This is a genomic window from Nocardioides sp. NPDC047086 (assembly GCF_040643685.1).
Lineage (GTDB): Bacteria > Actinomycetota > Actinomycetes > Propionibacteriales > Nocardioidaceae > Nocardioides.
Window position 1 is genome coordinate 91,976 of sequence record NZ_JBEYUV010000010.1, and the last position, 17,627, is coordinate 109,602.

The window sequence follows — 17,627 nt, forward strand, 5'->3', positions numbered from 1 at the left end:
GATCTCCAGAGAAGGGATTGTCAGGGAGCCCTGGGAAGGACTACCCAGTGAACGATACCGGCGAACGGTGCCCCTTACTCGGAACGTTCTGCCAAACGCTTGGTGAGTCGTGCGAGAACATCCGGCGGCAGGAAAGCCGACACATCCCCACCGAAATGGGCCATCTCCTTGATGAGCGAAGAGGAGACCGCCGCCCAGCGCGGGTCGTTGAGCAGGAAGACGGTCTCGACGCCGGTCATGTGGGCGTTCATCTGCGCCATCGGCGCCTCGTACTCCAGGTCGGGCGCCCCGCGCAGCCCCTTCACGATCGCCTGGGCGTCGATCTCGACACAGAAGTCGGTGACCAGCCCGGTGAACCCCTGAACCCGTACGTTGCCCAGCGGAGCGGTCACCTCGGCGATCATCTCCATCCGCTCCTCGGCGGTGAACAGGCGCTTCGACTTCGACGGGTTGACGCCGACGGCGACGACGACCTCGTCGAAGATCGCCGAGGCGCGGGTGAAGATGTCGAGGTGGCCGAACGTGGGCGGGTCGAACGAACCCGGGCACACCGCACGACGCGTCATTGTCATTCTCTCTCTTTCGGTCGGTCCGGCTCTGGGCTCAGTCCGGCTCTGGGTTCAATCCGGCGCGGTGCCGTACCAGAGCGTGGTCTCGCCGTACTTCTTCGACTTCTGGTCGGTGAACCCGTCCGGCCAGACCGGTTCGGGGCTCCGCGCCGACCGCTCGACGACGATCAGGGCGCCGGGAACCAGCCAGCCGTGCTTGACCAGCAGCGCGATGTCCTCGGCGACGGCGTCGTCGGAGAGCGGGTAGGGCGGGTCGAGGAAGACCATGTCGTAGGGAGCCGCCGGCGGCGTCACCAAGGTGCTCGCCACGGTGGCCGCGACCACGTTGGCCCGCGGGAAGCCGAGCTCCTTCGCGTTCGAACGGATCACCCCGGCCGTACGCCGGTCCGACTCGACCAGGGTCACCACCCCGGCGCCGCGCGACCATGCCTCCAGCCCGACCGCGCCGGTGCCGGCGTAGAGGTCGAGGAAGCGCAGCCCGGCCAGGGAGCCGTAGGAGGACTCGATCGCCGAGAAGAGCGCTTCGCGGACCCGATCGGTGGTCGGACGGGTCCGCACCCCCTTGGGAGCGAGTAGGCGCCGCCCTCCTGCGACGCCACCGATGATCCGAGTCATTGGGATACCTTAGGACTTTTCCAAGTAGTCGGCGGAGGCGGACTCCTCGATCTCGGTGACCCGCTCGGCCAGGAGCGGTGCGGTCGTGAGATCGCGGTCCGCCTCGAGCAGTGCCTCGGCCGCCTCGCGCGCCTCCAGGATGGTCTCCTCGTCACGGAGCACGCGCAGGCTCTCCAGGCTCGATCGGCGCCCCGACTGGGAGGCGCCGAGCACGTCTCCTTCGCGGCGCTGGTCGAGGTCGACCCGGGACAGCTCGAAGCCGTCGGTGGTCTGGGCGACCGCGTCGAGGCGGGTCCTGGCCGGGGTGCCGGCCTCGGCGTGGGAGACCAGCAGGCACAGCCCGTGCAGCCCACCACGGCCGACCCGGCCGCGCAGCTGGTGGAGCTGGGAGACCCCGAAGCGGTCGGCGTCGAGGATGACCATGGTGGTGGCGTTGGGTACGTCCACACCGACCTCGATCACGGTGGTGGCGATCAGCACATCGATGTCACCGGCGGCGAAGGCGCTCATGGTGCGCTCCTTCTCCTCGGCGGGGAGCTTGCCGTGGAGCTTGGCGACGTTCAGCCCCTGCAGCGGACCGGTGGTCAGCTCCTCGGTGACCTCGTCGACGGCGGAGAGCTGGGCCGGAGCGGCCTTGACCTCGTTGCCGTCGGCGTCGAAGTCGCGCTGGTCGCTCTCCCCCTGCTCGGACTCGTCACCGCTGATCCGCGGGGCGACCACGTAGACCTGATGGCCCTTCTCGACCTCTTCCTTGACGCGCTCCCACACCCGTTGGATCCAGCCCGGGTGGTCGACGAGCGAGACCAGGTTGGTCTGGATCTCGGCGCGGCCGGCCGGGAGCTCGGTGAGCGTGGAGACCTCGAGGTCGCCGAAGACGGTCATCGCGACCGTGCGCGGGATCGGCGTCGCGGTCATCACCAGCAGGTGTGGCGGGGTGCCGGCCTTGTCGGTCAGGGCGGCCCGCTGCTCGACGCCGAAGCGGTGCTGCTCGTCGACGACGACCAGGCCGAGGTCGTCGAACATCACCTGGTCCTGCAGCAGGGCGTGGGTGCCGACGACGATCCCGGCCTCGCCGGTCGCGATCCGGCTCAGCGGACCCTTGCGCTGGGTCTTCGTCATCGAGCCGGTGAGCAGCTCGACATGGGTCTGCTCCTGGTCGCCGGCGAAGAGCCCGCCGGCCAGGCCGCTCGCGGCCAGGTCGCCGAGCATCGTGGTGATCGAGCGGTAGTGCTGCTGGGCGAGCACCTCGGTCGGCGCCAGCAGCGCTGCCTGGCCCCCGGAGTCGACGACCCGCAGCATCGCGCGCAGCGCGACCAGCGTCTTGCCGGAACCGACCTCACCCTGGAGCAGCCGGTTCATCGGGTGGGGCTGGGCGAGCGCCGCCTCGAGCTCCTCCCCGATCGTCTCCTGCCCCTTGGTGAGGGTGAACGGCAGCCGCTCGTCGAAGGCCTCGAGCAGATGATGGACCCCGCCGGTACGGGCGGTCGTGCCCAGCGCCTGGAGGGCCCGTCTCCGTCGGCCGAGGACCAGCTGCAGCCCGAGCGCCTCCTCGAACCGGAACCGGCGCTGGGCGTCTCGGACGTCCTTCGGTTCGCGGGGCGCGTGAATGAGGTCCAGCGCGTCGCGCAGCCCCGGGACGGCGTACGTCTCCCGGAGCTGCTCGGGGAGAACGTCGGTGACGTCCTCGACGACCTGCCGGGCGAACCGCACGGCGCGCATCACGTCCCAGTGCTGGAGACCGGCGGTGAGCGGGTAGATCGGGAAGAGCTCGGTCAGCTCCTCGACGGCCATCTGGTTGTCGGCCGCCTCGGCGGCGTTCTCGGCGTCGTCGTCGCCGAAGACGACCATCTGCGGATTGGCCAGCTGCCACTCGCCGCGGAAGGACCCGGCCTTGCCGACGAAGACGCCGCGGACGCCCGGGGCGAGCACGCCGCGGCGCCACTCGGCGATCCGCTGGGACTTGGAGAAGAAGGTGAGCTGCAGGTCGGCGGTGCCGGCCTTGAGCTGGGTCTCGACGCGGTAGGCGGGCCGGCCGGTGCGGCGGTCGGTGTGCTGCCGGACGACGCTGCGGACCACCTCACCGAGCACCGTGAGCATCTCGCCCTCGTGCAGCTGCGGTGTCTGGCTGAGGTCGGCGGTGCGCAGGTAGCGCCGCGGGAAGTGGTGGAGCAGGTCGCCCACGGTGCGCAGCCCGAGGCCCTTGGTGAACTTCGTGGCGTGCTTGCTGTTGCCCAGCACGGCCTCGATCGGGGACTCGAGGGTGATCGGCACCGTCTCTTCTCCTCTACTCGACCGACATCAGGAGGGGGTAGCGCTCCTGGCCTCCGTCGTACACCATCACATCAACGGCCGGATGGTTGGCAGCCAGCCACGCCGCGACCCCTTGGGCGAGCTCACCGTTGGGGTCCTCGAGGCCAGAGACCAGCGTCACCAGCTCGCCACCACCACCGATGAGCCGGGCGAGCACATAGGTCGCGCATTTCTCCAGGTCCTGGCCGACCTTGACGAAGTCTCCGTCGAGCACCCCGAGCGCGTCACCCGGCATGCACGGCCCGGCCATCGTAATCGCTCGGGTGTTCGAGATCGTGACCGCACCATGCCGCGCGTGTCGCGCGGTGGCGGTCATCTCCAGCACGTCCTTGTCGAACTTCCGGCCGGGCTCGTGGACCGCGATCGCCGCCAGCCCCTGCACCTGGCTGCGGGTCGGGATCACCGCGACGCTGATGTCGAGGTCGTCCTCGGCGGTGCGGGCAGCGGCCTCGGCCGACTGCCGGGTCGGGGCGTCGTTGGGGAGCACGATCACCTCGACGGCACCGGAGGAGGTGATCGCCTCGAGCAGCTCGGAGGTCGTCGGGCGCCGGTGCGGGCCACCCTCGATCACGATCGCGCCGGCACCGCGGAAGAGCTCGGCCAGCCCCGGCCCGGCGGCGAACGCGATCACCGCTCGGCCGCCGCGAGTGGCGTGACGGTGGGCCTGGCCGGCGATCTGCTCGGCGAAGTGGGTCACATGGATCCGGTGGGGCCGCCCGGCGTTGATCCCGGCCTCGATCGCCGCACCGACGTCGTCGACGTGGACGTGCACGTTCCAGATGCCCTCGCCACCGACCACGACCAGCGAGTCGCCCAGCGGCTGGAGCCGCTTGCGGAGGTCGGGGATCGCGGCGTCCTCGGCGTCGAGCAGGTACATCACCTCGTACGCCGGGCCACCGGGCTCCAACGCATGTCCGTCGGCCGCACCCATGTCCGCCGGGATCGGGATCGGGATGTGCGGAGTAGGTGCCTGCGGGCTGGGACGACGCCCGGTGAGGGCGGTCTCGAACGCGTCGAGGAGCACGCAGATGCCGCGGCCGCCGGCATCGACGACCCCGGCGGCGGCGAGCGCGGGCAGCTGCTCCTGCGTACGGGCGAGGGCGGCGCGGGCCGCACTGGCGGCGACCGACATCACGTCGCGGGTGCGAGCGGTCTCGTCGATCTCGACGCATGCCTCGGCCGCGTCCGCGGCGGCCCGGAGCACGCTGAGCATGGTGCCCTCCTGGGGCTCCCCCACCGCGGCGTAGGCGGCGTTGCCGGCGTTCCGCAGGGCGTCGGCGAAGACCGTGGCGGTGCGCTCGTCCTCGGTGGCCTGGACCAGCCGGCGCAGCAGGGCGCCGATCATCTCGGCCAGGATGACGCCCGAGTTGCCGCGGGCGTTCAGCAATGCGCCCCGCGAGAAGGCGCGCAGGCCCTCGCGCCAGTCGGTGCCGGTGAACTCGCGCAGCCCGTCGCGGGCCGCGGCGATCGTGAGATAGAGGTTGGTGCCCGTGTCGCTGTCGGGCACCGGGAAGACGTTGAGCGCGTCGATCTCCTCGCGGTGCGACGCGAGCGCGTCGGTCGCCAGGTCGCCGAAACGACGGAACAGATCGAGCTTGACCTCGGCCACGCTGCCCTCCCTACTCCTCGCCCTGCATGCACCAGACACCGTGACGCCGGACACACTTCCCGGTATCGCGGCACCCAGGGTAGGCGGTGTCCGGGTACGGGGTAAACGACGGGTGAACAAATCCGAGGCTGCAGCGAAGACACGAACGAGTAACAAGTTCTGCCGCGTCACGCTCCGCCCCGTGGCGATCCATCCCTAGTGTGGAGACCTCCCTACGCCGAAGGACTTGCGGATGTCGATCCCGACCACGACCCCACGCGCCCGTCGCGTCGCCGAAATCTTCGACTTCTCCACCGGCCGCGGCCTGGAGATCGGGCCACTGCACAGACCGCTCGTCCCCCGTGATGCCGCGGACGTGTCCTATCTCGATCTCTACGACCGCGACCGGCTCTACGAGTCGTACGCCGAGCATGCGCAGGTGAACCCCGGCGCCATCCCCGAGATCGACTATCCGATGTGGGACGGCACCCGGATGCGTACGCTCGAGGAGGCCGCCGCGGAGGGGGCTCCGTTCGACTGGGCGCTGGCCAGCCACGTCGTCGAGCACGTGCCCGACCTGGTCGGCTGGCTGGCTCAGGTCGAGGCCGTCGTCGCCCCCGACGGGGCTCTGGTCCTGGTCGTCCCCGACCGGCGCTACACCTTCGACGCCCATCGCCCGCCGACCACGATGGGCCAGATCCTGCAGGCCCACGAGGCCGGCGACACGACCCCGTCCGTGCGAGCGGTCTACGACCACCATCGCTGTGCGGTCAACGGCGACCCCAAGCGCCTCCACCTCCACGGCCCGAGCGAGGCCGAGACCTGCATCCACGACCTCGGCTACACCCAGGCCCAGGTCGAGCGGGCCCGCCGCGGCGAGTACGTCGACTGCCACGTGTGGACCTACACCGACCGCTCGTTCCCCGAGATCATCGCCGAGCTGCGCCGCCTGGGCCTGACCGGCTGGTCGGTCGAGTCGCTGGTGCCCGTACCCGAGAACGACATCGAGTTCTACGTTGTCCTGCGCCGCGGCCTCTCCCCCGACCTTCCCGCGGTGCCCGCCATCCCGGACTGGGTCGAGCAGAGCATCGAACTGCGCGACGAGGTCGCGAAGCTCCGGGAGGTCGTCGCGGACCAGCGGCGGCGGCTCGAATCGCAGCGCAAGCAGCTCGCCGGCCAGCGCTCCGAGATCGACGATCTGCGCGGGTCGAAGCGGTGGAAGCTGGCCACCGCGCTGGCCGCACCACTGGACAGGTGGCGGGATCGCCGCTCGGAGGAGTGACGATTTCGCCGGGCACAGCCGGACGGGCTACGCTTGTTCGGTTGTCTCGGCAGGGCAGCCGTTCATCGCGCCCGCCGACACTATCCAATCGACCTCGATCATCTATTCAACCTCAGGAGTTCACGGTGGCTGCCGTCTGCGACATCTGCGACAAGAAGCCGGGCTTCGGCAACAACCGGCCGTGGTCCAAGAAGGCGACCAGGCGCCGCTTCGACCCCAACATCCAGCGCGTCCGCGCCGTCATCAACGGCACCCCGAAGCGCATGAATGTCTGCACGACCTGCATCAAGGCCGGCAAGGTCGCTCGCTGAACTGATTCTTCGTCGAAGGCCGCTACCCCTCGGGGTGGCGGCCTTTGTCGTCGGCGGGTCGTGGTGTTGGTTCGTCTAGGTATGCAGGGAAGCCGTCACTTCCCAGGAGGAGTTCCACTCGGGAAGTGACGGTTCGGCTGCATACCTAGACGAACCGTCGCGCGATCCTCAGAAGTGCGTCCACCCCGTCGACCCCTCGTAGACCTCCCCGTCGACCGTGACCGGCTCGCCACCGGGCTCACCGATCGTCCCGATCACGGTCCACCCCTGCGGCAGCTCGACATCCGGCGGGAACGCGGCGAGCAGGGAGTGGTCCTCTCCCCCGCCCAGCACGAACGCGAGCGCGTCGGCCCCGGTCGCCGAGGCGACGGCGTTGAGCTCGTCGGGGACGGTCAGCGCGGCGGTGTGCACGTCGATGGAGACCTCGGAGGCATCGGCGATGTGCCTGGCCTCGGCAAGGAGACCGTCGGAGATGTCAATCAGGGCCGAGGCACCGGCCGCCGCGGCGGCGGGACCGGCTGCGTACGGCGGTTGCGGGCGGCGGTAGGCGTCGACCAGCACGCGTGGTGACCGGAACCCTCGCTTGAGGATCGCCAGGCCGGCGGCGGCCCATCCCTGACGGCCGCACAGCGCGAGTACGTCGCCGGGCTCAGCGCCCGAGCGCAGGACCGGCGCCTGGGCGACCGCGCCGATGGCAGTCACGGAGATGACGATCTGGTCGGCGCCGGTGACGTCACCGCCCACGACGGAGGCCCCGACCAGCGCACACTCCGCGGCGAAGCCCTCCGCGAAGTCGACCGCCCACTCGGCCGGGAGGTCGGAGGGAACCGCGAGCCCGAGGGTCATCGAGTGGGCGACACCGCCCATCGCGGCGATGTCGGCGAGGTTCTGGCCGGCCGCCCGGTGGCCGATGTGGGACGCCTCGGCCCAGTCCCGCCGGAAGTGGCGGCCCTCGACGAGCAGGTCGGTCGAGACCACCACATGACCCTGCTTGACCCGCACCAGCGCGGCGTCGTCGCCGGGGCCGACCAGCACCTGCTCACCCTGGGTGAAGTGCTTGGTCATCTCGGTGATCAGCCCGAACTCACCGATGTCGGCGAGCGTCGTGTCCCTCGGAAAAGCCATGGCTCCATCCAACCCTCCTCGCGACCCGCGGAGATACCGGGACACGCATCACGGCGTCTTCGTGCTCCGCGCGGTCACCGCCCCGGTCGTCTTATCACCAGGGTCGGTGTAGGTCGATCGATAGATAACGCGATAGGTTACTGGCCTGACGTTGTGCCAAGGAAGGCACGGAGAACAGGAGCAGCACCATGGTCGTACAGGCGTACATCCTCATCCAGACCGACGTCGGCAAGGCCGCGGAGGTCGCTACCGAGATCGGCAAGATCCAGGGCGTGACCCTGGCTGAGGACGTCACCGGTCCGTACGACGTGATCGTCCGCGCGGAAGCGCGCAATGTCGACGAGCTCGGCAAGCTGGTCGTGGCTCGCGTCCAGAGCCTCGAGGGCATCACCCGCACCTTGACCTGCCCGGTCGTCCACATCTGATTCACGGCTGCACCCGGCCGTCTGTTACAACGAACTCATGAGCACACCTCCTCTTTCCGGACCTGTCGCCGTCATCGCCGGCGGGTTGAGCCACGAGCGCGACGTGTCGCTGGCCTCGGGCCGCAACCTCGTGCGCGAGCTGTCGGCGCTGGGCGTGGAGGTGGCTGCGTACGACTTCGACCGGGCGCTGCTGCACAACCTCGAACGCGACAAGGCGGTCGTGGCGCTGCCGGCTCTGCACGGTCAGTTCGGTGAGGACGGCGAGATCCAGACGCTCCTGGAGCTGATCGGGATCCCGTACGTCGGCACCGTCTCCACCTCCTGCCGTGTCGCGTTCGACAAGACGGCCGCCCGCGAGCTCCTTCGCCGTGGGGGGATCCCCGTGCCGGACTCGGTCTCGCTGTCGTCCACGACGTTCCGCGATGTCGGCGCGCCGGTGCTGATGGAGCACGTCATCTCGCGGCTCGGTGAGCGGGTCGTGGTCAAGCCCTCGCGCGGCGGCTCGGCGCTCGGCGTCACCGGCGTCGACGGCCTCTCCGCCCTCCCCGCCGCCCTGGTCAAGACCTACGCCTACTGCGACGAGGCGCTCATCGAGCGCTTCTACGGCGGCATCGACGTCTCCGTGGTCGTCCACGAGACCGATGAGGGGGTCAAGCCGCTGACCCCGATCGCCATCGACTTCAGCAAGGGCCACGAGTTCGACTTCGCCGCGCGCTACACCGCCGAGTTCGTCGGCTTCGGCCGCCCCGACCTCCCCGGCGCGCTGATCGCCGAGCTCGGCGAGACCGCCGTACGCGCCCACGAGCTGCTCGGCATGCGCGACTTCTCCCGCACCGACTTCATGGTCACCCCCAACGGCAGCTTCGTCGTCCTCGAGGTCGCCATCACCCCCGGCGCCACCGAGACCAGCGTCTTCCCCTTCGCCGCCAAGCACGACGGCACCTCGATGGGCGAGGTCACCCTCGCCCTCCTCAAGCGCGCCCTGTCGCGCTGACCCGCCCGCCCGCTGGTCGAGCCGTGAGCGCCAGCGAGCGTGTCGAGACCAACACAGTCCCCTCGGTGCTCGATAGGACCGTGTTGGTCTCGACACGCCTCCGCCTGGGGGCTCCGGCGGCTCGACCAGCGGAGGACCTCAGCTGAGGCCGGTGAGCTTGCCGGCGATGCCGCCGGCGGCCTTGAGGGCGACGCCCTCCTCGAAGTTCCGGGTGACCTGGGGGACGTGCTTCTCGGCCTCGGCGATGGCGCTGGTGAGCACCTCGGAGGCGGGGGTGTCGGGCCACAGGTAGAGCGAGAGGGCGCCGGGGATCGAGTTGACCTCGTTGATGAAGACCTCGCCCTTGCCGTCGGAGAGGAAGTCGATGCGGAGGATGCCGGTCAGGCCGGTGAGCTCCACGACGCGTACGGCGAGGTCCTTGATCTGCTTGGTGACCGACTCCTCGACCTGGGCCGGGAACTCGCGCGGGGAGGAGGAGAGACCGTCGGTGTGGACGTACTTGGCGGAGTAGTCGTACATCTTCGCCTCGTCCGAGCGCAGCGGGCGCTCGACGTCGCTGACCGCGATCTCGGGCGCGGTGCGCACCGAGGCGTTGAGGTCGAAGAGGTCGGGGCGGTACGGCTCGACGACCGCGCCGGCACGCAGGTGCGGCGAGGTGTTGAGGAGCGCGAGACCGGTCTCGTAGTCGTCGACGACCTCGATGCCGATCGAGGAGCCGCCGAAGCGCGGCTTGACGATGTAGGGGCCCTCGAAGGACGGGGCGGCGTAGCGCGAGAGCAGCTCGCGCTGCAGCGAGGGGAGGCCGGCGTTGAGCATGACCGCGCCGAAGGCGAGCTTGTCCATGCCGAGCGCGGCCGCGGCCGGGGTGGCCCCGGTCGCCTTGAGGCCGGCGAGCTCGAAGAGCCACTGGATGCCGCCGGCCTCGCCCGCGCCGCCGTGGAAGGCGGAGAGGATCGGGCCGGTCTCCAGGCGCTTGCCGCCACCGAAGCCACCGGTGGTGTAGAACCCGTCGCCCTTCTCGGCACCGAGACGGAACTCGACGGCCTTGGAGCCCTTCGGCTCGCCGCCGAGGAAGTCGCGCGCCTCCTGCTTGGCGGGCACCAGGAACCACTTGTCGGAGCGCGCCCAGTAGAGGCACGTCACCTCGACGCCGGCACCGGAGAGGACCCGCTCGGCCTGCAGGCCGGTGAGGATGCTGATGTCGTGCTCGGCGCTGGGACCGCCGAAGACGATGGTGGCCTTGGTTACGCTCATGGTGAAAGCTCCTGGGGGTCCTACGCGTAGTGGTCGGGGAGGTCGTTCTCGTACAGCACCACGTCGCCCTCCTTGGCCGCGGTCAGCGCATGATCCGCTGCCAACTTACGGCTCTCGAACGCAGTGGTTCGCGCAGGCTCCCCCGCCTGCAGCGCTTTTCGGTTGGTGCGACCGACGATGCACAGCCGCATCTTGTCGGAGGCCGTGGCAGCCTGCGCGAACTCGATGTTGCGCGCGGCCTGCTCGGTGCCCAGCTCGACCATACCGGGCGTGATGGTCCACACCGTGCCCGACTCCCCTGCCAGCCGCTTGGCCTTCGCGAGGGCCGCGGCTGCGCCGGTCGGGTTGGAGTTGAAGGTGTCGTCGATGACCCAGACGCCGCCGGGTGTCTTGTTGGCCTCGGCGCGGTGGGGGGTGCCGGGGACCGACGCCAGCCGCTGGGTGATCGTCTCGATCGGGACCTCGACCGCGAGGGCGAGGCCGACGGCGATCGCCACGTTGATCGGGTGCCCGACCTCGTCGGGCAGCTGGACGGCGTACGTCTCGTTGTTGATCTGCAGCTGACCGTCGGCCACCACGACCTCGGCCACGGTGCCGGGCACCGCGGAGCAGGCGATGACGCGCTTGCTGGCTCGGAGGTTCTCGGCGATGAGGGCGAGCTCGGGTACGTCGATGTTGAGCACCACGGTCGAGGCCTTCGGGAGGATCTCCGACTTGGCCTTCACGATCGTCTCGCGCGACTTCATCCGCTCCAGGTGGGCCTCGCCGATCGTGGTGATGGCGGCGACCTCGGGCGGGAAGATCTCGGTCAGCTCGGCGATCTCGCCGGGGCCGTAGGTGCCCATCTCGGCCACGAAGATGTCGGTGCCGGGCTGGAGGCGGTCGTTGACCGCACGGGAGAGGCCCATCGCGTTGTTGAAGCTCGCCGGCGAGGCCAGCGTCGACCAACGGCCCTGCATCAGGTGGGTGGCGTAGTTCTTCGTGGAGGTCTTCCCGTAGGAGCCGGTGATCGCGACGATCCGCGGGTTGACCTTCTTGATCGTGGCGGCCGCCTGGACCTGCCACTTCTTCGCCATCGACTTCTCGATCGGCCACATGATCGCCAGCGCCGCCTCGGCGAGCGGGACCGCGAGGATCGGGAGCAGGCCCGCAGCGGCCGGGACGACCAGCGCGATCACGACGGTGACGACGGCGTGCAGCACGAAGAGCACACCGGCCAGGCGCTTGACGCGGTCGGTCCACACGAGCCGCTTCGCACCGGTGAACGACATGCCCACGGGCCAGCCGATGAACAGCAGCGCGCCGACGAGCGCGCCGTAGGGCAGCACGAACGAGGCCAGGCAGACCACGACGACCGCAGCGAGCAGGACCGCCTCGACCGGGCGCGCCTTGATCCAGATCCATTCGATCGCGAACAGCCGCGTCGGCTCGTAGTGCTCACGCTGAGCGACCCGCAGCCAGCGGTAGTAGGAGACCAGGGTCAGCGCGGAGGTGACCAGGACGATCCACATGCTTCTTCTTCAGCCCCTCAGATTCAGTTCGTACGAAGTTCGTCGATGGCGCCTCGAAGGCTCTTGACCAGCGCCGCGTCGAGCAGGTGGGCGGAACCGGGGACGATCTCCAGGGTCGCGTTGTTCCCCAGGATCTCCATGGCCTCACCGGGCATCCAGACCGGTGCGGCGGTGTCGTTCTCGCCCCAGATCAGGCGGACCGGAAGGTCGTTCGGGATGGCCGCGAGCTGGTCGCCGTAGGACTCGTTGACGACCTTCACGAAGATGTCGCGGATGATGCCCTTGGCGTTGCGGTAGTCGGTCGAGCCGTACTTCTCCCGCAGCGCCTCCATCCTGGCCTCGGGGATCAGTCCCTTGGCGTGGAGCCAGCGGCCGATCCGGTAGGCGAGCTTGGGCTTGCCGCCGGTCTTGGGACGGAACAGCGGTACGCCGGTGAGGATCACGCCCCGGACGAGCTCCGGGCGGGTCGCGGCGAGCTGGACGGCCACCCGGCCGCCGAAGCTGTGGCCGACGAGCACCGGTCGGTCGAGGGTCTCGAGGATCTGAGCGAGCCAAACGGCGTAGTCCTCGGATCCCCAGGCCTCGTCCGGCGCCGGCGTGGCGCCGAATCCGGGCTGGTCGAGCGCGAGCGCGTCCAGGCCCTCGAGCGTGGAGCCCCAGTCGCTGCGGTTGCGTGCCCAGCCGTGCAGGGCCACGACGGTGGCAGCATCCTTGCCGTGCTTCTCACCGAAGGCACGTCCATCCAGCAGGGTCGTCAACACGGCCGCAACCTTATCCGGGACCATGCCCGGACCCGTAACCGCGCGGCGCGTGAGGCGCTGTCGTCGAGGGGGCAATAGGGTCGAATCATGGATCACAAGCCCGCCACGATCGCCGTCCACGCCGGGCGGCCGGCCCACGAGCCCGACCAGCCGCTCAACGTACCGATCACGATGGCCTCGACCTATGTGGCCGGCGGGGACAAGGAGTACGGGCGCTACACCAACGACGCGTGGGTGGCGTTCGAGGAGACGCTCGGGAAGCTCGAGGGTGGGCGGGCGCTGTCGTTCGCCTCCGGGCTCGCGGCGATCGCGACGCTGCTCGATCTGGTCAACGACTCGGTGGTCGTGGCGACCGAGCAGAGCTATCTGGGGACCATCGGCCAGCTGGCCGACCTCGAGGGGCGCGGCCGGCTGACCGCACGCCTCGCGGACTTCTCCGACACCGCCGCGGTGGTGAAGCTGCTCGAGAAGCTCGACGGCGAGGTCGCGCTCGTCTGGGTCGAGACGCCGACCAACCCGGGGATGCAGCTCGCCGACCTGCCGGCCGTGATCGCCGCCGCCCACAAGGCCGGCGCGCGGGTCGTGGTCGACAACACCTTCGCCACTCCCCTGCTCCAGCAGCCGCTCGCGCTCGGCGCGGACATCGTCATCCACTCGGCCACCAAGTTCATCGCCGGCCACTCCGACGTCGTCATGGGCGCGGTCGTCGTCTCCGACGACACGCTGTGGGACGTACTCAAGGCCCGTCGCGACCTGCTCGGCGCGATCCCCGGCCCGTTCGAGGCGTGGCTGGCGCTTCGCGGTCTTCGTACGCTGCACCTGCGCGTCGAGCGCTCGGCTGCCAACGCGGCGATCCTCGCCGAGCGCCTGGGCGCGCACCCGGCGATCGCGGAGGTCCGCTACCCCGGGTTCGGCGGCATGCTGGCGGCCGTCCTCCCCACCGCTGAGCAGGCCGACCTGCTGACGCACTCCACCTCGCTGTGGGTCCATGCGACCTCCCTCGGCGGCGTCGAGTCCACGTTCGAGCGCCGTCGGCGCTGGAAGACCGAGTCGGCGACGGTGCCAGACGGGCTGGTGCGGATGTCGGTCGGGATCGAGGACGTCGACGACCTCTGGGCCGATCTGGCCCAGGCGCTGGACCAGATCGGCGGCTAGTCGACCGGGTCGAGCGGGCTCACCACCAGCGCCGACCCGCCACCGCGTCGCCACGGCTCGGCCGTCGAGGTCAGCAGCCCGTCGGGACCGATCTCGACAGCCGTGGCCGCGCCGAGCTCAGCGGTCGGGGCGAAGCTGTGCCCCAGCGACGTCAGCGGGCCTCCGTAGGCCTCGATGAACGCCGGCTCGGCGCCCGTGTTCGCCGCGTTGCGCTGGGAGACCCGCGGCGCGGCCATCGCCTCGGGCAGGGTCCGGTCGCGCGCGAACCGCTCGACGAGGACCTGGAGCACCGTGGTGATGATCGTCGAGCCGCCCGGCGAACCGACCGCCAGCACCGGCCGGCCCTCGGAGAGGACGATCGTGGGTGACATCGAGCTGCGCGTTGGGCTCGATCCGGTTGGGATCGTCGGCCCGGTAGGTCGTCGAGAAGTCGGTCAGCTCGTTGTTGAGGAGGAAACCGCGACCGGGCACGGCGATCCCGGACCCTCCGGTCTGCTCGATGGTCAGGGTGTATTCGACGACGTCGCCCCAGCGGTCGACCACGGTCAGGTTGGTGGTCTCCAGGTTCTCGGTGTCCCGGGCGGTCTCACCGACGCCGGCCGGGTCGTCGCAGACGCCGTCGAAGTCGTACGCGTCCCCGGCCGCCACCGGCTTCGGCTGGGCGGCTGCCGGGTCGATCCCGCAGGACCGCTCGGCGGCGAAGGTGTCGTCGAGGAGTGCCTCGACAGGCACGTCGACGTGGTCGGCGTCGCCGAGGTAGGCGCCTCTGTCGGCGAAGGCGATCGCGCTCGCCTCGAGCAGGTGGTGGTAGGCCTCGGTGACGCTCATCCCGGCCAGCTCGTAGCGCTCCAGGATGTTGAGGGCCTCACCCACCGAGGTACCACCCGAGGACGGCGGTGCCATCCCGTAGACGTCCAGGTCCCGGTACGTCGAGTGGGTCGGCTCGCGGAAGGGGGCGGTGTAGGCGGCGAGGTCATCGGTGCTCACCCAGCCGGCCGGGACCGGCAGGTCGGTGTCGTCGCTCTTCGGCGGCTCGGCCACCGTCGCGGCGATCTCCTTGGCCAGCTTGCCCCGGTAGAAGGCCTTCACGCCCTTGCGTCCGAGCAGGTCGTAGGTCGCGGCGAGGTCGGGGTTGCGGAACCTGGTCCCGAGCTCGGGCGCGGATCCTCCGGGAAGAAATAGTTCCGCAGTGGAATCGATCGCTGCGAAACGTTCCGCGTTGTCGACGGTCTGCTGCCGGAAGGTCTCGTCGACGACGAACCCCTGACGGGCCAGCCGGGCGGCCGGCCGGAGCGACTGGCCGAGCGAGCGCGTCCCCCACCTCTTCAGCGCCTTGTCCCAGGTCAGCGGTGTCCCCGGCACTCCGACCGAGGCGCCGCTGGTGACCATGTCAGGGAAGAACGGATACTCCTTCTCGGTTTCGGGGTCGATGAACGCGTCGTGCGGCATCGCGGCCGGCGCCTTCTCCCGTCCGTCGATCGTCTCGACCTCGCCGGTGCGTGCGGAGTAGTGCACGAAGAAGCCGCCCCCGCCGATCCCGGCCGAGTAGGGCTCGGTCACACCCAGCGCGGCAGCCGTCGCGACCGCCGCGTCGGTCGCGTTGCCGCCCTTGCGCAACACCTCGAGCCCGACCCGGCTCGCATCAGCGTCCACGCTCGCCACCGCGCCTCCGTAGCCCACCGCGGTGGGCACCTTCGGTGGTGGCGCCGGCCTGTCCTCCGCGGCGGCGGCCGGCCCGGCGTACGGGACCAGGGTGGCCAGCGCGAGCGCCCCTCCGGTCAGTGTGGCGACAACTGCAGAGCGACGTCCGAGCATGGCGATCTCCCAGAGATTGGCGGCCCGTCGAAGGTACTACCCCAGCGCCCACCTCGAATTACGTTCTGAAATTCCTTAATTAGTAAGGGTTGCTTACAAACAAACCGGCTGCCACCATCGAATGGCGATTCGGGCGCCTGATGCCCGAGCCAGCCATCACCTCGGAGGTGTCACCATGCATGTCGCCTTGCCCCCTCGAAGATCACGCCGGATCCTCGCCCCGCTCATCGGCGCACTCGCCGGAGCACTCGCCCTCACCGGCACGCTCGCCCTCACCAGCACCCCGTCCAGCGCCTCGCTGAAGACGGCCGCCGCGGAGCCGACCGCGATCAACGGCTACCGCAACGTCGGCTACTTCGTGCAGTGGGGCGTCTACGGCCGCGCCTTCAAGCTCAAGCAGCTGGAGACGTCCGGGGTCGCCGACGACCTCACCCACCTCAACTACGCCTTCGGCAACATCCACCACCAGACGCTGACCTGCTTCGAGGCCAACAAGGCCCAGGGCGAGGGGCCCAACGGCTCCGACGGCGCCGGTGACGCCTACGCCGACTACGGGATGTCGTACGCAGCCGACGCCTCCGTCTCGGGCACGGCCGACACCTGGGACCAGCCGCTCGCCGGCTCCTTCAACCAGCTCAAGCAGCTCAAGGCGAAGCATCCCGACCTGAAGGTCCTGCTCTCGCTGGGCGGCTGGACCTGGTCGAAGAACTTCTCCCTGGCGGCCGCGACCCCGGAGTCGCGCCGCACGTTCGTCTCCTCCTGCATCGACCTCTACATCAAGGGCAACCTGCCGGTGATCGACGGCCGCGGTGGCACCGGCGCCGCCGCGGGCGTCTTCGACGGCTTCGACATCGACTGGGAGTGGCCGGGATCGCCCAACGGCAACACCGGCAACCACGTCGACCCGGTCAACGACCGCGCCAACTTCAAGGCGCTGCTGGCCGAGTTCCGCTCGCAGCTGGACGCCCTGGGCTCGACCAACGGCAAGGACTACCAGCTCTCGGCCTTCCTCCCGGCCAACCCGCAAGACATCGAGGCCGGCGGCTGGAACGACCCCGCGATCTTCAACTCGCTCGACTTCGGCAACATCCAGGGCTATGACCTGTGGGGCGCCTGGGACCCGACGCTGACCGGACACCAGGGCAACCTCTACGCCGACCCCGCCGACCCGCGCCCCGACGGCAAGCGGTTCAGTGTGGACGAGTCGGTCCGGGAATACCTCGACTCCGGGGTCTCACCGTCCCAGCTCGGCCTGGGCATGGCGGCGTACGGCCGCGGCTGGCAGGGTGCCACCTCCTCGGCCCCGTGGGGCCCGGCGACGGCAGCGGCCCCCGGGACGTACGAGGCCGGCAACGAGGACTACGACAAGCTCAAGTCCCGCGGCACCGACCACTACGACGCCGCGACCGGCGCAGCCTGGCGCTACGACGGCAACCAGTGGTGGAGCTACGACAACACCCGCACCATCGCCCAGAAGGCTTCCTACGCCATCTCCAAGCGTCTCGGCGGAGGCATGTGGTGGGAGCTGTCCGGCGACCGGCAGGGCGAGCTGATCGGCACCTTCGCCGACGCCATGCGCAACGGCACCGGCGGACCGGTCGAGGAGCCGGACCCGACCGACCCGCCGACCGAGGAGCCCACGGACCCGCCGACCGACCCGCCCACTGACCCGCCTGCGGGCGCGGCAGCATGGTCGGCCACCGCGGTGTACGTCGCCGGTGACCGCGTCACCTACGGCGGTCACCTGTGGGAGGCCAAGTGGTGGACCCAGGGCAACACCCCCGGCACCGAGGAGTGGGGTCCCTGGAAGGACCTCGGCACCGCCTAGACCGTCGGTCGAGCCGCCGGAGCCGATGACCGCTCCGCTGGTCGAGCCGGGAGGCCGCCTGCGGCCGAGCGTGTCGAGGCCAAC

At 70.1% G+C, this 17,627-nt stretch carries 14 protein-coding genes and 1 pseudogene; 6 read left to right on the forward strand and 9 right to left on the reverse strand.

The window, feature by feature from the left end; translation table 11 throughout:
* Nucleotides 1-74 precede the first annotated feature (74 nt).
* From coaD to ABZ796_RS10115, 4 genes are read right to left on the reverse strand one after another with little or no spacing between them, the layout of a single operon-like run.
* On the reverse strand, nt 75-566 hold the full coding sequence (gene coaD / locus ABZ796_RS10100) for a pantetheine-phosphate adenylyltransferase (RefSeq protein WP_357336675.1): 492 nt from the start codon (nt 564-566) through the stop codon (nt 75-77).
* Nucleotides 567-620: 54 nt separating this feature from the next.
* Nucleotides 621-1,184: a 16S rRNA (guanine(966)-N(2))-methyltransferase RsmD gene (gene rsmD / locus ABZ796_RS10105; RefSeq protein WP_357336603.1), complete on the reverse strand. Its 564-nt coding sequence runs from the start codon at nt 1,182-1,184 to the stop codon at nt 621-623.
* Nucleotides 1,185-1,193: 9 nt separating this feature from the next.
* Nucleotides 1,194-3,455: an ATP-dependent DNA helicase RecG gene (locus tag ABZ796_RS10110; RefSeq protein ID WP_357336605.1), complete on the reverse strand. Its 2,262-nt coding sequence runs from the start codon at nt 3,453-3,455 to the stop codon at nt 1,194-1,196.
* A 13-nt stretch (nt 3,456-3,468) separates the two neighbouring features.
* Complete coding sequence (locus tag ABZ796_RS10115; RefSeq protein WP_357336606.1) at nt 3,469-5,103, reverse strand: DAK2 domain-containing protein; 1,635 nt, start codon at nt 5,101-5,103, stop codon at nt 3,469-3,471.
* Between the two features lie 232 nt (nt 5,104-5,335).
* On the opposite strand from ABZ796_RS10115, the gene ABZ796_RS10120 reads away from it, so the two are divergent.
* Together ABZ796_RS10120 and rpmB are read left to right on the forward strand one after the other, a co-directional pair.
* Nucleotides 5,336-6,364 (forward strand): methyltransferase domain-containing protein, encoded by a 1,029-nt coding sequence (locus tag ABZ796_RS10120; protein ID WP_357336607.1) that lies wholly within the window; start codon nt 5,336-5,338, stop codon nt 6,362-6,364.
* A 125-nt stretch (nt 6,365-6,489) separates the two neighbouring features.
* Nucleotides 6,490-6,675: a 50S ribosomal protein L28 gene (rpmB, locus tag ABZ796_RS10125; RefSeq protein WP_141803692.1), complete on the forward strand. Its 186-nt coding sequence runs from the start codon at nt 6,490-6,492 to the stop codon at nt 6,673-6,675.
* Nucleotides 6,676-6,843: 168 nt separating this feature from the next.
* On the opposite strand, the gene ABZ796_RS10130 is transcribed toward rpmB, so the two are convergent.
* Nucleotides 6,844-7,800, reverse strand: coding sequence for a thiamine-phosphate kinase (locus tag ABZ796_RS10130; protein ID WP_357336609.1), 957 nt, complete (start codon nt 7,798-7,800; stop codon nt 6,844-6,846).
* 188 nt (nt 7,801-7,988) lie between these two features.
* On the opposite strand from ABZ796_RS10130, the gene ABZ796_RS10135 reads away from it, so the two are divergent.
* Nucleotides 7,989-8,225 (forward strand): Lrp/AsnC ligand binding domain-containing protein, encoded by a 237-nt coding sequence (locus ABZ796_RS10135; protein WP_091049571.1) that lies wholly within the window; start codon nt 7,989-7,991, stop codon nt 8,223-8,225.
* Between the two features lie 37 nt (nt 8,226-8,262).
* The gene (locus tag ABZ796_RS10140) at nt 8,263-9,219 is read left to right on the forward strand and encodes a D-alanine--D-alanine ligase (RefSeq protein ID WP_357336611.1); all 957 of its coding nucleotides are present in this window, start codon (nt 8,263-8,265) and stop codon (nt 9,217-9,219) included.
* Between the two features lie 138 nt (nt 9,220-9,357).
* Here ABZ796_RS10140 and ABZ796_RS10145 read toward each other — a convergent pair whose 3' ends face one another.
* Genes ABZ796_RS10145 through ABZ796_RS10155 form a run of 3 tightly spaced genes read right to left on the reverse strand, consistent with a single transcriptional unit; the run spans nt 9,358 to nt 12,745 of the window.
* Nucleotides 9,358-10,473 (reverse strand): hypothetical protein, encoded by a 1,116-nt coding sequence (locus ABZ796_RS10145; RefSeq protein WP_357336613.1) that lies wholly within the window; start codon nt 10,471-10,473, stop codon nt 9,358-9,360.
* A gap of 20 nt (nt 10,474-10,493) precedes the next feature.
* Entirely contained in the window at nt 10,494-11,984 is a 1,491-nt protein-coding gene (gene murF / locus ABZ796_RS10150) for a UDP-N-acetylmuramoyl-tripeptide--D-alanyl-D-alanine ligase (protein ID WP_357336614.1), read from the reverse strand.
* A 23-nt stretch (nt 11,985-12,007) separates the two neighbouring features.
* On the reverse strand, nt 12,008-12,745 hold the full coding sequence (locus ABZ796_RS10155) for an alpha/beta hydrolase (protein WP_357336616.1): 738 nt from the start codon (nt 12,743-12,745) through the stop codon (nt 12,008-12,010).
* An 87-nt stretch (nt 12,746-12,832) separates the two neighbouring features.
* Here ABZ796_RS10155 and ABZ796_RS10160 point away from each other — a divergent pair, with 87 nt between their 5' ends.
* On the forward strand, nt 12,833-13,900 hold the full coding sequence (locus ABZ796_RS10160; protein WP_357336617.1) for a PLP-dependent transferase: 1,068 nt from the start codon (nt 12,833-12,835) through the stop codon (nt 13,898-13,900).
* Here the strand turns inward: ABZ796_RS10160 and ggt are convergent.
* A pseudogene (gene ggt, locus ABZ796_RS10165) lies at nt 13,897-15,715 on the reverse strand (gamma-glutamyltransferase). The gene ABZ796_RS10160 and the pseudogene ggt overlap by 4 nt on opposite strands.
* 175 nt (nt 15,716-15,890) lie before the next feature.
* On the opposite strand from ggt, the gene ABZ796_RS10170 reads away from it, so the two are divergent.
* The gene (locus ABZ796_RS10170; RefSeq protein ID WP_357336619.1) at nt 15,891-17,543 is read left to right on the forward strand and encodes a glycosyl hydrolase family 18 protein; all 1,653 of its coding nucleotides are present in this window, start codon (nt 15,891-15,893) and stop codon (nt 17,541-17,543) included.
* The last annotated feature ends 84 nt before the right edge of the window (nt 17,544-17,627 follow it).

What these genes read in the sequence shown, in the direction of transcription:
- rsmD (WP_357336603.1), bottom strand. Translation starts at nt 1,184, where the DNA reads ATGACTCGGATCATCGGTGGCGTCGCAGGAGGGCGGCGCCTACTCGCT.
- ABZ796_RS10170 (WP_357336619.1), top strand. Translation starts at nt 15,891, where the DNA reads ATGCATGTCGCCTTGCCCCCTCGAAGATCACGCCGGATCCTCGCCCCG.
- coaD (WP_357336675.1), bottom strand. Translation starts at nt 566, where the DNA reads ATGACGCGTCGTGCGGTGTGCCCGGGTTCGTTCGACCCGCCCACGTTC.
- murF (WP_357336614.1), bottom strand. Translation starts at nt 11,984, where the DNA reads ATGTGGATCGTCCTGGTCACCTCCGCGCTGACCCTGGTCTCCTACTAC.
- ABZ796_RS10145 (WP_357336613.1), bottom strand. Translation starts at nt 10,473, where the DNA reads ATGAGCGTAACCAAGGCCACCATCGTCTTCGGCGGTCCCAGCGCCGAG.
- ABZ796_RS10140 (WP_357336611.1), top strand. Translation starts at nt 8,263, where the DNA reads ATGAGCACACCTCCTCTTTCCGGACCTGTCGCCGTCATCGCCGGCGGG.
- ABZ796_RS10160 (WP_357336617.1), top strand. Translation starts at nt 12,833, where the DNA reads ATGGATCACAAGCCCGCCACGATCGCCGTCCACGCCGGGCGGCCGGCC.
- ABZ796_RS10120 (WP_357336607.1), top strand. Translation starts at nt 5,336, where the DNA reads ATGTCGATCCCGACCACGACCCCACGCGCCCGTCGCGTCGCCGAAATC.
- ABZ796_RS10135 (WP_091049571.1), top strand. Translation starts at nt 7,989, where the DNA reads ATGGTCGTACAGGCGTACATCCTCATCCAGACCGACGTCGGCAAGGCC.
- ABZ796_RS10130 (WP_357336609.1), bottom strand. Translation starts at nt 7,800, where the DNA reads ATGGCTTTTCCGAGGGACACGACGCTCGCCGACATCGGTGAGTTCGGG.